Origin of the sequence: Nocardioides marmoribigeumensis (genome assembly GCF_031458325.1) — a bacterium.
Taxonomy (GTDB): domain Bacteria; phylum Actinomycetota; class Actinomycetes; order Propionibacteriales; family Nocardioidaceae; genus Marmoricola_A; species Marmoricola_A marmoribigeumensis.
In genome coordinates this window covers 3,724,687-3,737,411 of the sequence record NZ_JAVDYG010000001.1, presented here as the reverse complement: position 1 = coordinate 3,737,411, position 12,725 = coordinate 3,724,687, and the positions used below count along the sequence as shown (strand labels likewise).

At 73.0% G+C, this 12,725-nt stretch carries 13 protein-coding genes; 2 read left to right on the top strand and 11 right to left on the bottom strand.

All coding sequences use genetic code 11. The features are described 5' to 3' along the window. Positions 1-11 precede the first annotated feature (11 nt). Positions 12-1,307 carry an oxygenase MpaB family protein gene (locus J2S63_RS17710; RefSeq protein ID WP_310304971.1) on the top strand — a complete coding sequence of 432 codons (1,296 nt, stop codon included), beginning with the start codon at positions 12-14 and terminating at the stop codon, positions 1,305-1,307. An 86-nt stretch (positions 1,308-1,393) separates the two neighbouring features. After that, a complete protein-coding gene (locus J2S63_RS17705) occupies positions 1,394-2,437 on the top strand; it encodes a DUF7064 domain-containing protein (protein WP_310304969.1) in 1,044 nt (347 codons plus the stop codon). Positions 2,438-2,500: 63 nt separating this feature from the next. Here the strand turns inward: J2S63_RS17705 and J2S63_RS17700 are convergent, their stop codons facing one another. Genes J2S63_RS17700 through J2S63_RS17650 form a run of 11 tightly spaced genes read right to left on the bottom strand, consistent with a single transcriptional unit; the run spans position 2,501 to position 12,585 of the window. Then, positions 2,501-2,971, bottom strand: coding sequence for a hypothetical protein (locus tag J2S63_RS17700; protein ID WP_310304966.1), 471 nt, complete (start codon positions 2,969-2,971; stop codon positions 2,501-2,503). Next, positions 2,962-3,822 carry an ATP-grasp domain-containing protein gene (locus tag J2S63_RS17695; RefSeq protein ID WP_310304964.1) on the bottom strand — a complete coding sequence of 287 codons (861 nt, stop codon included), beginning with the start codon at positions 3,820-3,822 and terminating at the stop codon, positions 2,962-2,964. Before J2S63_RS17695 ends, J2S63_RS17700 begins: the two co-directional genes overlap by 10 nt. A gap of 1 nt (position 3,823) precedes the next feature. Then, positions 3,824-4,390 (bottom strand): DUF2231 domain-containing protein, encoded by a 567-nt coding sequence (locus J2S63_RS17690; protein WP_310304961.1) that lies wholly within the window; start codon positions 4,388-4,390, stop codon positions 3,824-3,826. A 60-nt stretch (positions 4,391-4,450) separates the two neighbouring features. Beyond that, positions 4,451-5,575 (bottom strand): MCE family protein, encoded by a 1,125-nt coding sequence (locus J2S63_RS17685; protein WP_310304959.1) that lies wholly within the window; start codon positions 5,573-5,575, stop codon positions 4,451-4,453. Next, positions 5,572-6,618, bottom strand: a complete 1,047-nt coding sequence (locus J2S63_RS17680) for an MCE family protein (protein ID WP_310304957.1) — start codon at positions 6,616-6,618, stop codon at positions 5,572-5,574. Before J2S63_RS17680 ends, J2S63_RS17685 begins: the two co-directional genes overlap by 4 nt. Next, positions 6,615-7,823 (bottom strand): MCE family protein, encoded by a 1,209-nt coding sequence (locus tag J2S63_RS17675; protein ID WP_310304955.1) that lies wholly within the window; start codon positions 7,821-7,823, stop codon positions 6,615-6,617. The genes J2S63_RS17680 and J2S63_RS17675 overlap by 4 nt, the downstream gene beginning before the upstream one ends. After that, positions 7,820-8,788 carry an MCE family protein gene (locus J2S63_RS17670; protein WP_310304952.1) on the bottom strand — a complete coding sequence of 323 codons (969 nt, stop codon included), beginning with the start codon at positions 8,786-8,788 and terminating at the stop codon, positions 7,820-7,822. Before J2S63_RS17670 ends, J2S63_RS17675 begins: the two co-directional genes overlap by 4 nt. After that, positions 8,785-9,858: an MCE family protein gene (locus tag J2S63_RS17665; protein WP_310304951.1), complete on the bottom strand. Its 1,074-nt coding sequence runs from the start codon at positions 9,856-9,858 to the stop codon at positions 8,785-8,787. Before J2S63_RS17665 ends, J2S63_RS17670 begins: the two co-directional genes overlap by 4 nt. After that, positions 9,855-11,003 carry an MCE family protein gene (locus tag J2S63_RS17660; RefSeq protein ID WP_310304948.1) on the bottom strand — a complete coding sequence of 383 codons (1,149 nt, stop codon included), beginning with the start codon at positions 11,001-11,003 and terminating at the stop codon, positions 9,855-9,857. The genes J2S63_RS17665 and J2S63_RS17660 overlap by 4 nt, the downstream gene beginning before the upstream one ends. After that, a complete protein-coding gene (locus J2S63_RS17655; RefSeq protein ID WP_310304946.1) occupies positions 11,000-11,815 on the bottom strand; it encodes an MlaE family ABC transporter permease in 816 nt (271 codons plus the stop codon). The genes J2S63_RS17660 and J2S63_RS17655 overlap by 4 nt, the downstream gene beginning before the upstream one ends. Then, positions 11,812-12,585: an MlaE family ABC transporter permease gene (locus tag J2S63_RS17650; RefSeq protein WP_310304944.1), complete on the bottom strand. Its 774-nt coding sequence runs from the start codon at positions 12,583-12,585 to the stop codon at positions 11,812-11,814. The genes J2S63_RS17655 and J2S63_RS17650 overlap by 4 nt, the downstream gene beginning before the upstream one ends. Between the last annotated feature and the right edge of the window lie 140 nt (positions 12,586-12,725).

Below are 12,725 nucleotides of genomic sequence, written 5' to 3'. Positions count from 1 at the left end.
ACGGAGGACCCATGACGACGCAGCAGGACAGCAGGGCCACGGCCTCGACCACCACACCCGAGGACGAGCGCGAGTGGCGCTGTCCCAGCCACTTCCGCTACTGGGAGGGCAAGCAGGAGCCCACCTGGCAGCGGCTGGAGCGGATCGCCGCCCGCCTGGGCCACCGGCTCTTCCCCACCGACGAGCAGGCGCGGATGCTGTGCGACGACCACTACTCCGGGGACCCGGTCGCCGAGCGCTACGTGGCCGACGTGTTCTTCGGCGAGATCGGCCACCGTCGCGGACGCCAGATGCTCGACGAGGCGCTGCGCGACGGCATCGACTCCGTGCCGGACGCACCCGAGTCGATGCGCGTGCTGTTCCAGGAGTTCGACACCGTCCCCGACTGGGTCGACCGCGAGCAGGTCGAGCTCGGCGCCGCGATCTGGCGCCGGTGGGGCACGATGCTCTTCTCCGTCGCCGGCGCGATCACCCTCGAGGTCTACACCGAGGCCGGGGTCGCCACTCCCCTGTCGCTCGCGGGTGGGTACGCCGGCGACAACGCGCTGCGTCGCTTCCTCGAGACCTCGAAGTTCTGGATCGACGTCTCCGAGCCGGCCGCGCTGTTCACCCCCGGTTCGGCCGGCCGCACCACCGCGATGCAGGTGCGCGTCATGCACGTCGCGGTCCGCAAGCGCGTGGGCGAGCACGACGAGTGGGACATGGAGGCCTACGGCCTGCCGATCAGCCAGACGTGGGCGATGCTCACCCAGATCGGCGGCAGCGTCGCGCCCTCGCTCGCCTTGTCCCTGCTCGGCTACCAGACGACGCCGCGCGAGATGCGCGCGCTGCAGCACTTCAACAAGTACATGGGTCACCTGCTCGGCGTGCAGCCACAGTGGATCCCCGAGACCGTCCGCGAGTGCCTCCAGGTGCTGGCGCTCTCCACGGCCGCCCGGTCCTACGACGCCGGGGACCACGGCAAGGAGCTGATCGAGTCGTTCCCGCGCGCGTTCATGCCCCGCGAGCACCAGAAGGGGCTCGCCCGGCTGCGAGCGGCGTACAACTACCGCGTCTACAGCGCCTACTGCGCGCTCTGGATGGCGCCCGCGACCCGCAAGCAGTACGACATGCTGCCGGCGTTCCCGTGGATCCTCATCCTCGCCGCGCGCTGGCCGCTGGTGTTCGCCACCGAGCTCGCCCGCCGCCTGCCCGGCCTCAAGCAGCTGCACGACCGCGTGATGCGCGCCCACCGCAAGAACTGGTGGGACTTCCAGATGGAGGGCCGCCAGGCCGAGTTCGACGCGAGCAGCTCGCTGCGTCGCTAGTCGCTGGTCGCTGGTCGCTGGTCGCTGGTCGCTGGTCGCTGGTCGCTGGTCGAGCTTGTCGAGACCACAATTATTCGAGGAGAACTATGGACATCGTCGAGACCTGGACCGGCCCCGGTCGCCGTGACGCCGTCGTCGCGCCCGTCGGCCCCGAGGGCAACGCGGCCCACCTGGACGACCACAAGCTGGCCTTCGAGCACTGGTACTTCGACGCGCGCCTGTCCGACGGCCACATCGTGGTGGGCTTCATCCAGACCCGCGAGCTGATCCAGCGCAAGCCCGGCGTCGAGCTGCACGTCTACCGCCCCGACGGCACGCGCCTGGAGGTGGTCAAGCACTACGCCGACTCCGACGCCAGCGCCTCGCGCGAGCAGTGCGACGTGCGCGTGGGTCACAACTGGGCTCGCGCGGAGTTCCCCGAGGGGCGCCTGCCGGTGCACCGCCTGCACCTCGACGAGGACGGCATCACCTTCGACCTCACCTTCGACAGCGAGGTGCCGACCTGGATGCCCGGCGGCGGCCGCACGACGTACGGCGACCGCGACTACTTCGCGTGGTGCGTCGGGGCGCCGCGCGCGCGGGTGAGCGGCACCGTGACGATCCACGGCGAGACGATCCAGGCCGACGGCATCGGCTACCACGACCACAACTGGGGCGTGGGCGACATGAAGCGGATCATCGACCACTGGTACTGGGGCCGGCTCTACACCGACGACCTCACGGTCATCTACGCCAACGTGCACACCACGCCGAAGTACGGCGCGCACGCCTCGATGCCGCTGATGGTGGCCCGCGGCTCGGAGATCGTGGTGAGCACGGGCGAGGTGACCTCGCTCGAGGGGCCGCGGGTCTTCAACGAGGTCGCCAACCGCGACTACCCCTCGACGCTGTCGCTGCAGTCCGACGAGGTCGACCTGACCTTCGCCGTGCAGCGGATCGTGCACGCCAACGACTTCCTCGAGATGGTGCCGGTGGTCCGGTCCCGTGCGGTCAAGCCGCTGGTCAACAAGCTGCTCGGCCGGCCGGGCTACTTCCGCTTCGAGTCGGACTTCGACCTGACCGTGCGGCTCGAGGACGAGGTGCTCAAGGAGACCGGCCGCACGATGCACGAGATGGTGGCGCTCAAGTGAGCCGGCCTCGCGGCCGGCTCACTTGAGCGGCGGGGGCGCCTTCCAAGACCTGGGCGTGCACCTTCAGCCGGCCGGCCGCTCGAGGTGCCAGCCCTCGTCGTCGGTGACGACCCGGGGCCCGGGCATGGTGCCGCTGATCGCCCGGCTCTCCTCGCGCACGGCCAGCGTGCCGTGGGCACCCCGCTCGACCGTCACGCGAAACTCGGCCATCCCGTCGCGCAGGTCCTCGAGAGGGACCCGGTCCGGGGTGATCGTGATGCCGGTCCCGTCGGCCTCGAGGGACAACGTGCCCTGCTCGTTGGTCGCGGCGCAGGCGAGCACGACGACCGGGTCACCGACGTCGTGGTCCTCCCCCGACCAGTCCGTGCCCAGGAGGACGCCGGGGTCGCCGCTGACGCCTGGCAGGTCGTCGCAGTAGCCCGCCGTGCTGGGCCGGGGATGCGGGGACGGACGGTCCGCGGTCGTGAGGTCGTCGTCGCCGCAGCCGGCCAGGGCGAGGACCGCCGCGACGACGGCGGCCGCTCTCAGCGCCACCCCAGCACCGCCTCGGCGAACGTGTCGGCGGCGGGCGGGTGCTCGACGAGGTAGAGCGCCGGCTCGGTGAGCTCGACCTCCATCACGAGCGGCCCGTCGTCGCCCTGCACCAGGTCGACGCGGGCGTAGAGCCTCGGTCCCGGGCACGCGGCCAGCGCCGCCCGGGCGACCTCGAGCTCGGCCGGGTCGGGCTCGACGACGGTGTTCACGCCGCCGTACTCCTCGTGGACGCGGTAGTCCCCTGCCGCCGGCACCTTGCGCACCGCGTGGCTGACCCGGTCGCGGGCGAACAGCACCGAGGTCTCGCCGCGGTCGGTGACCGAGCCCAGGAACGGCTGGGCGAGCACGTCCTGGCCGGTCAGCAGGTCGGCGACGTGGGAGACCAGCGCCGGGTCGTCGTACGCCGCCCGCATCGCGCCGATCGCCCCGACCGAGACCGCCGGCTTCACCACGACCTCGTCGCCCGCCCGGGCGAACCACTGCGCGTCGGGAGTCGGGCTGCCGGCGGTCACAAGCCGGGTCGGCACGACCGGCACCCCGGCCGCGGCCAGCTCGACGAGGTAGCCCTTGTGCGTGTTCCACCGCAGGACGTGCGCCGGGTTGGCCAACGGTGCGGGGACGGACCCGGCCCACGCCAGGAACTCCTCCCGGCGAGGCGTGTAGTCCCACGGCGTGCGTACGACGACCAGATCGGCGGCTGCCCAGTCGGTCCCCGGGCCCCAGGGCACGATCGCGACCTCTGCGCCTCGTCGTCGCAGGGCGTCGGCCAGGAGCGGGGTCTCCTCGTCGAGGCCGAGTTCCTCGACCGAGGTCACCAGGAGGATGCGCAGCCGGTCAGGGGTGGGGACCACGCTAGGAGGTCACGGCGTCGTCGAACACGGGGTCGTGCGTGCCGACCTTGCGCGCGAGGGCGAGGTGACCGCCGAGGTAGGCAGCCGACCCCGACACCGCGGCACCCGCGAGCGCGAGCGCGGCACCCCTGACCCGCTCGCCCCTGCGACGCGCCTTCCACGAGGCGAGGTAGACCCCGGCCGCGGCGGCGTTGGTGCCGACGTGCACCAGCCCGACGCGCTGCTCCCGGGGGCCGGCCTCGGACCACTCGGCCCAGCCGCTCCACGCGGTCGGCGCGAAGGCGAGCAGACCGATCCCGACCAGGCGCTGCGCGGCCTTGCCGGACTCGCGACCGCCGACCAGGTCGAGGAGGGTGGCCGAGGTCCACGAGCCGATCACCAGGTCGGTCAGCAGCGGGTGCAGGGCGTGGCCCAGCCAGTCGCCGCGCAGCACCTCCCCGCGCCTGCCCACACCGAACGCCTGCCGGACGACGGGCGCGATCGCGTGGACAGCAGGGTCGAGGCCCTGGGCTCCCTCGATGCGGCGGACGAGGTCGATGTGGACGGGCGTGCGGTCCGAGAGGCTCATCGCCTCATCGTCGCGGCGGGGCCCGGGAGGGTCAACCGGTGGGCGCGGTCCGCGGACAGGTCAGGGCGAGCTGCGGGTGTGCCGGCCCTCGGGGTCGCGGTCGAGCTCGGAGCTGGAGCCGCGGGGCAGGGTGGTGCCGCGCTGGGTGCAGCCGAACCGGTCGTCCATCGGCGCGTACGACGTGTCGTGCGGCGAGCGCCACCGGCGCGGAGGGGTGTAGCCGCGCTCGCAGGCCTTGGGGTCCTGGGTCCCCTCGAAGGCGAAGTGGGCCCGTTCCCCGCGGCCGGGGGTGATCGCGCTGGCCAGGGCGTAGGGGATCGTGACCAGCCCCTCCTCGAGCCCGGCGATGCGGTCGGTGGTGACCGAGGCGAGGGCGGCGATGTTGCCCAGGAGCGGCGGGAGCACCGGGGTGAGGCCGGTGAACATCGCCCGCAGCTGCCGGGCGGCGGGCACCGCATCGCGCAGGATCGTGCGCAGGTCGCCGGTGCGGTCGGAGAGCACGAGCGTGAGGGCGTCGAGGTTGCGCAGCGCGGAGGCGATCACCACTGCCTGGTCGGACTGGGTCTGGAGCACCGTGCCGCCGTCACGCAGCAGGGCGCGGGTGGCGGGCAGCGACCGCTGCGCCTCGACCAGGATGGTGCGGGCGTTGGCGACGAACCTCCGGAAGTCGTCGCCCGTGCCCTCGAAGGCCCGGGAGAGCTCGTCGACGGTGGTGCGCAGCGCCGCCTGCGGGACCGAGTCGACGAACCGGTCGAGCGACAGCAGCAGCTCGGCGGTGGTCACGGGCACGCTCGTCGCGGCCGCGGCGATCACGTCCCCGTCGTGCAGGGACGGGCCGGAGGACGCCCGGGGCACCAGGTCGACGTACTGCTCCCCCACCGCGGAGCGGTTGTGCACCTCGGCCCGCACGTCCTGGGGGATCCTCCAGCGACGGTCGATGTCGAGGGTGACGACGACGCCGTCGCGGCGGAAGTCGACGTCGTCGACGCGCCCGACGGTCACGCCGCGGTAGGTCACCTCCGCGCGGTCGAAGATGCCGCCGGACTGCGGCAGGTCGACGCGCACGGAGTAGGTCGGCGCGCTGACCAGGCTCCACAGCCCGGCGTAGCGGACGCCGGCCACGACGACCGCGAGGCCGCCCACGAGCGCGAAGACCAGCAGCCGGAGCCGCACCGAGGCCGTCATCGGCTCCCCCTGGGCCGCTCCGCGTCCTGGGGTACGACGGCCCGCAGGCCGAGCGAGCCGCCCAGGTCGGCGCCGGTCGCGTTGCCGAGGAACGTGAAGGGCGTGAGGTCCATCTCGACCGCGAGGTTGACGTAGTCGCCCCTGGCCGCGTGGAGGACCTCGTCGGGGAACGGGAAGGACAGGATCGCCTCCACCGACTCGGGCAGCTGCTTGCCGGACCGGCGCAGCTGGGTGAGGACCGGCTGCAGCGCCCGCAGGTCGGCGACCAGGTCGCGGCCGGACTCGCGCACGACGCGCGTGGTGACCTGGGAGAAGCGGCCGAGCCGGTCGAGCATCCGGACCAGCGGCTTGCGCTGCGCGGTGAGCACGCGCAGCGCCGGGGCGAGGTCGCGCAGCGCCCGGTCGACCACCTGCGGGTCCCGGTTGACCGAGCGGGCCAGGCGATCGAGGTTCGCCATGATCGACACGATGCGCTCGCGCTGCTGGTCGACGGTGGTGATGAACGTGGTCAGCTCGCGCAGGAAGCGGCGGGTGTCGGTGCCGTTCGCCAGGGCGGTCTGCAGCTCGGTGGAGATCGTGCGCACCTGGTCGAGGCCGCCGCCGTTGAGCAGCATCGAGGTGGCGCCGAGGACCTCCTCGACCTCGACGCCGCGGCTGGTGGAGCGCAGCCCGATGCGGTCGCCGTCGGCCAGCCGGCCACTGCCGGACCCGGGCTCGAGGGAGACGAACTTCTCGCCCAGCAGGCTGGTCTGCTGGACGCGTGCGGTCGCCGTGCGGGACAGCCGGACGTCGGCGGGCAGCCGCAGGGTCACCTCGGCGTGCCAGCCCCGGCGGCGGATCTCCTCGACCTCGCCGACCGTCACGCCGTCGAGCTTGACCGCCGAGTGCGCGGCCAGGCCGAGCACGTCCTCGAACTCGGCGGTGACCTCGTAGGGGCTGCTGCCGAGGTCGGGCCCACCCGGCAGCGACATGTCCTGGAGGCCGGCGAAGTCGCAGCCGGTGAGCAGCAGACACCCGGCGAGGAGTGCGGCGAGGCGTCTCATCGCGCCACCTCCATGGCCCGCAGCGTGGGCACGCCCAGCAGGTCGCCCAGGGGGTCGCCCGACGACGGGCCGCCCGCCGGCAACGGGGGCACGCCGGGCAGCCCTGGCACGCCGCCGCTCCCCCCACCACCGGGGCCACCCCCGGAGCCGGTCCCCGGCAGCGGCAGCCCGCCGACGAGGGCGGAGACGACCGCGCAGGAGTCCTTGATCGACGGCCCCAGCTGCTTCTCCAGCTCGAAGCAGACCACCTTGTCGGCCGCCTGGGCGATCTCCCCGAAGTTCGCGCGCGTGCGCACCGCCTTGGTCCTGGCGTCGTAGGTCTCGATCAGGTTGGTGAAGCCCAGCGGCACCAGGTCGGTCACCTGCACCAGCGCCTTGCGCTCCGCACGGAGCTTGCCGGTCACCGACCGCAGCCCGTCGACGTCGTGCCGCAGCGAGGCACGGTTGTCGCGGACGAAGACCGCCACCTCGCCGAGCGACCGGGCGAGGCTCGCGAGCAGCTGGGACAGGTCGCCCCGGTCCGCGGCGAGGTTGCGGGCGACGCGCGACAGGTGGGTGTCGAACGAGCGCACGGCGGCGTCGTACTCCGCGAGCGCGCCGGTCAGGCCCGCGCCGCTCCGGACGGTGCGGCGCAGGCCTGGTGCCGCCTCGGCGAACGTGTCGCTGGCGGCGCTGACGTCGCGCAGCGAGGCGTTGACCTGGGCGCCGAGGCCGGTCAGGTTGGACGCTGCCACGTCGAGCAGGCGCGAGACCGCGCCGCCGCGGTTGGCGCCCTGCGGGCCCAGCGCGTCGGCCAGGCGGGTCGTCGAGGCCACCATGTCGTCCAGCTCGACGGGCACGGCCGTGCGGCTGCGCGGGATCGTGGCGCCGGCCGCCAGGCGCGGCCCGTCGACGTACGCCGGCGTGAGCTGGACGTAGCGGTCGCCGATCACCGACGGGGAGATGACGATCGCCTGGGCGTCGGCGGGCAGGGAGTACTGGTCGTCGTACTCCATCTCGACGAGCACGTCGTCGGGGCGCGGGGTCACCGAGACGACCTTGCCGACGCGGACGCCCATGATCTTCACGTCCGAGCCCGGGAAGAGGCTGACCGCGGACGGCAGCACCGCGCTGACCCGGCGCGTGCCGTCACGCGTGGTGAGCAGCGCCGCGCCGCCCAGCACCACCGCCAGGGCCACGACGAGGACGAGCAGGCGGCGGCTCATCGCTCGGGCCCCGTCGTCGAGACCTGGTCGGGCACGTTGGCGAGGTAGGAGTCGAACCACGGCCCGCTGCCGATCGTGTCGACGAAGACCCGCGCGAAGGTCGCGAGGTTGTGCACCGTCTGCGCGAGCTTCGCCTGGCGCCCACGCAGCAGGTCGACGACCCGGGTGATGTTGGCCAGCGCCGGCCGGATCTGCTCCTCGTTGTCCCGGACCAGGCCGCGCACCTCGCGCGAGAGCGCCAGGCTGTTGTCGATCAGGCGGCTGATCGTGTCGCGCTGTCGGTCGACCTCCGCCATCAGCAGGGAGGCGGCCCGCACGAAGCGGGACAGCGACTCCTTGCTGTCGTCGAGGGAGGCCACGACCGTCTCGGTGCCGCTGAGCAGCGACCGCAGCTCCTCGTCGCGCGAGGCCACCACGCGGCTCAGGCGCGAGACCCCGGAGACCGCGCGGCGCACGTCGGGGCCCGCGCCGCGGAAGGTCGAGGCCACGGTGTCGAGCGCCTGCGCGAGCTGCCGGGTGTCGATCTCCTCGACCGTGTCGGACAGGTCGCTGACCGCCTGCACGACGTCGTACGCCGGCGTGGTGCGGCTGGTCGGGATCGCGCCGGCCAGCGTGCCCTGGCCGGCTGGCTCGAGCTCGAGGTACTTGCTGCCGAGCAGGTTGCCGACCTTGATCGCGGCCGTCGTGCGGTCGCCCAGCCGCACCGGGTCGTCCACGCGCGCCTCGACGCGGATGCGCGGGCCGTCGATGTCGACCGACGTCACGCGTCCGACCGCGATGCCCGAGACCTCGACCCGGTCGCCGGGCGAGAGGCCCGTGGAGTCGGTGAAGTACGCCGTCACGTGGTCGCCGCCGCGCAGCACCTGCGCGAGCGCGTCGAGACGCTGGGTCAGCAGGACCAGAAGCACCAGGGCGACCGAGCCGTAGAGGCCCACCCGCGCACGAGGAGTCAGCGCCCCGCTCACGGGTCACACCTCTTCGCCGAGTCGTTGAGGCTCAGGCGGTTGAGCAGGTCGCGCACCTCGGGCGCGATCGGTGTCCCGCTGTCGACGCGGAACTTCACCGAGCAGACGTAGTAGTTGAACCACGAGCCGTACGACGCGGTGCGGGCCAGCCGCTCGAGCTTGCGGGGCAGGTGGTCCAGGGCGTGGGCGACCTGGCCACGCCCGGTGCCGGTCCCCAGCAGACGCGCGACGGCCCGCAGCTGGGCGATGTCCTCCTTCAGCGACGGCCGGGCGTCGTGCAGCAGGTCGGCCGAGAGCCGCGTCATCACCTCGAGGTGCTGGAGCGCGGCGCTGATCGACCGGCGGTCCGAGGCGAGGCCGACCGCGAACGACGCGACGTCGTCGATCAGCTGCTCGAGCTGGTCGTGACGCCTGGCGACCGTGCTGACCGTCGTGCCCAGGCTGTCGAGAAGCGAGCCGATCAGCCGGTCGCGGTCGGCGAGCCCCGAGGTCAGCGACCCGGTGCGCGCGATCAGCTCGCGCACCGTCATCCCCTCGCCCTGGAAGGTCCGGATGATGTCGCCGGCGAGGGCGTTGACGTCCCGGGGGTCGAGGGCCGAGAAGAGCGGCTTGAAGCCGTTGAGCAGCGCGTTGAGGTCGAGCGCGGGCTCGGTGCGCGTGGTCGGGATGGGGTGGTCCGGGTCCTGCGCGGCCGACGGAGCGGCACCGTCCCTGGCGGGGTCGGTGAGCGCGAGGTAGCGCCCGCCCACGAGGTCGAGGTAGCGGATCGCCGCGCGCGTGCGGGTGGTCACGTCGACGTCCTTCTCGACCTGGAACGACACACGCGCGGTGGCGTCGCGGTCGAGCGAGACCTCGTCGACGCGGCCCACCCGGACCCCGCCGACCATCACCGGTGCGCCGGGGCGGATCCGGCTGGCCGAGGTGAACAGCGCGGTGAAGGTCTCGTCGCCGCCACCCAGCCGCAGCGGGCGGATCGTGGCGACCAGCACGAGCACGGTGGCCACCGAGAGCACTGTCGTCAGGGCCACGCGCACCGCCGAGGCGCGGGTGCCGGGGCCGACGCTGCTCACCGCGCTCCCCCGGTGTCGGGGTTGCGTGACCGGTCGATCTCGGGCGAGACGCCGTCGTCGACGTCGACCGCCGGGTAGGGGACCTTCGGGTGCGGCAGGCCGCGGCAGGCGGGACCGGTGCCGAGGTCGCCCATCCTCAGCCGGTCGCTCGGCCGGTAGCCGCGGACCTGCTGGCCGGCGGTGAAGTAGCCCTCGACCGAGCCGCCCTTGACCTGGGCGGCCGAGCTGTCCCGGACGCCGAGGAACCCGGAGACCAGGCAGGGGAACTCCGGTGAGTACTCCGCCAGCAGCTCCAGCGTCGGCCGCGACAGGGCGGCTGCCCGCGCGGCGTTGCGCCGGGAGGCGGCCATCAGCGCGGTGCCGGCGTCCGCGGCACCGGAGACCTCGCGCAGCGCCCGGGCCAGCTCGGCGCCGCGGGTCACCGCCGTCAGGGTGCGCGTGGTCTGGTCGAGGACCCCGAGGAACGCCGGCACGTTGCGGGCGTACTGCCCCGACACCTCGTCGAGCAGCCGCAGGTCGCGCACCAGCTGCGGTCGCTCCTCGTTGAGCTCGCCGAGGTAGAGCCCGCCCTCGTCGATCAGCCGCGCCAGGGTCGCGCCCTGCCCGTCGAGGCCGGCCGCGGTCTCGTGCAGCAGCGTCGCCAGCTCCGCGGGGCGTACGGCGGTCAGCAGCGGCTGCAGGTCGTCGAGCACCTGGGTGAGCTCGACCGACGCGCTGTCGCGGGCGGCCCGCAGCACGGTCCCGTCGACCACGTGGCCACGGTCGGCGGGGTCCGCCGAGGACCGGAGCTCGACGTACTTCTGGCCGAACAGGGTGGTGGGCAGGATCGTGGCGGTCGCCGTCCGTGGGATGCGGTCGGCCTTGTCGCCCTGGAGCTGCAGCTCGACGCGTGCGCCCTTGTCGGTCGCCGCCACGTCGGAGATGCGGCCCACGATCGCGCCGTTCATGCGCACGTCGCCGCCGACGTTGAGCTGCAGGCCGGTGCGCGGGGCGTCGACCGCGACCGTCACGTGGCCGTCGAAGGCCTTGGCGTAGGTCGCCACCGACAGCGCGACCAGGAGCGCGAGGACCACCAGCCAGGCCACCCCGGTGACGCGCAGGGCCCGTGCCTCCGCCGGGGTCTCGGGCGGGTAGGCGTGCCTCATCCGGTGATCCTCACCGTCGTCGTCGACCCCCAGATCGCGAACGACATGAAGAAGTCCATGACGACCAGGGCGACGATCGAGGTCTGGATCGCGCGGCCGACCGCGAGGCCCACGCCGGCGGGCCCGCCCTTGGCGTGGAAGCCGTGGTAGCAGTGCACCAGGATGATCACGGCCGCGAAGACCAGCACCTTGCCGAAGGACCAGAGGACGTCGACGGGCGCGAGGTACTGCAGGAAGTAGTGGTCGTAGGTGCCCGGAGACTGGCCGTAGCTGAGCGTGGTGACCATGCGGGTGGCGAGGTAGGAGGCGAAGATCCCGATGGCGTAGAGCGGCACGACCGCGATCACCGCCGCGATCATCCGCGTGGTGACCAGGAACGGCACCGACGGGATCGCCATCACCTCGAGGGCGTCGACCTCCTCGCTGATCCGCATCGCGCCGAGCTGGGCGGTGAAGCCGCAGCCGATGGTCGCGGCCAGGGCGACGCCGGCGATCAGCGGCGCGGACTCACGGGTGTTGAAGTACGCCGAGAGGAACGCGGTGAAGTTGCCCGCGCCGATCTGGTCCAGCGAGGCGTGGCTCTGCAGGCCGACCTCGGCGCCGACGGCGTAGGACAGCGCGACCATCACCCCGACCGTGCCGCCGACGATCGCCAGCGCGCCGGTGCCGAAGGTCGCGTCGGCGAGGACGTTCCACACCTCGCGGCGGTAGTGCCGCAGCGTGCGCGGGGTCGCCGCGACCGCCCGGCCGTAGAACCGGACCTGGTGACCCATCAGCTCCAGGCGCTCGGTGGTCGAGCTCAGCCAGCTCATCGCGCCCCCTGCGGGACGACCTGGAAGTAGACGGTGGTGATGAGGTAGTTGAGCGTGAACAGGAACAGGAAGGTGAGCACGACCGACTCGTTGACCGCCTGCCCGACGCCCTTCGGGCCGCCCTTGACGTGCAGGCCCTTGAACGCGCCGACGACCGCGGCGATCCCGCCGAAGACCATCCCCTTGAGCAGGGAGACCGAGACGTCGGCGACCGCCGCGAGCGAGCTGAACGACTGCACGTAGACCCCGCTCGTGCCGCCCTGCAGCACGACGTTGAAGACGTAGCCCCCCGCGATGCCGACCCCCATCACCAGGCCCGTGACCACGCCGCCGACGAAGATCGCCGCGACCACGCGCGGCACGATCAGCCGGTGCTCGACGTCGATGCCGAGCACCCGGAGCGCGTCGACCTCCTCGCGGATCACCCGGGCGCCGAAGTCGGCGCAGATCGCCGAGCCGCTCGCCCCCGCGAGGAGCAGCGAGGTGGCCAGCGGCGCGCCCTCACGGACGATCGCGACGACGGAGGCGGCCCCGGCGAAGCTCTGCGCTCCGAGCTGCTGGGTGAGGCTGCCGATCTGGAGCGCGACGACGGCGCCGAGCGGGATCGAGACCAGGCCGGTCGGGACGATGATGACCCGCATGATGATCCAGGCCTGACGGGTGGCCTCGGCGGTGTTCAACGGCCGCCTCGGCAGCTTGCGGACCACGGCGCCGACGAACGCGAAGAAGTCGCCGAAGGACTCCAGCACGGACACGCTCCGTGCGCCCATCGTCGACATCCCTGCCCCCGTGTGCCCGTCGGGACCGGGGCGCACCCGGTCGTTCTGCTGGCGAGATCGCCTCCATACCGTACGGTATGGAGGGAGACTCTGCAATGACGTCCTGTGGGGCGGACCGGTGGTTGCGTCGG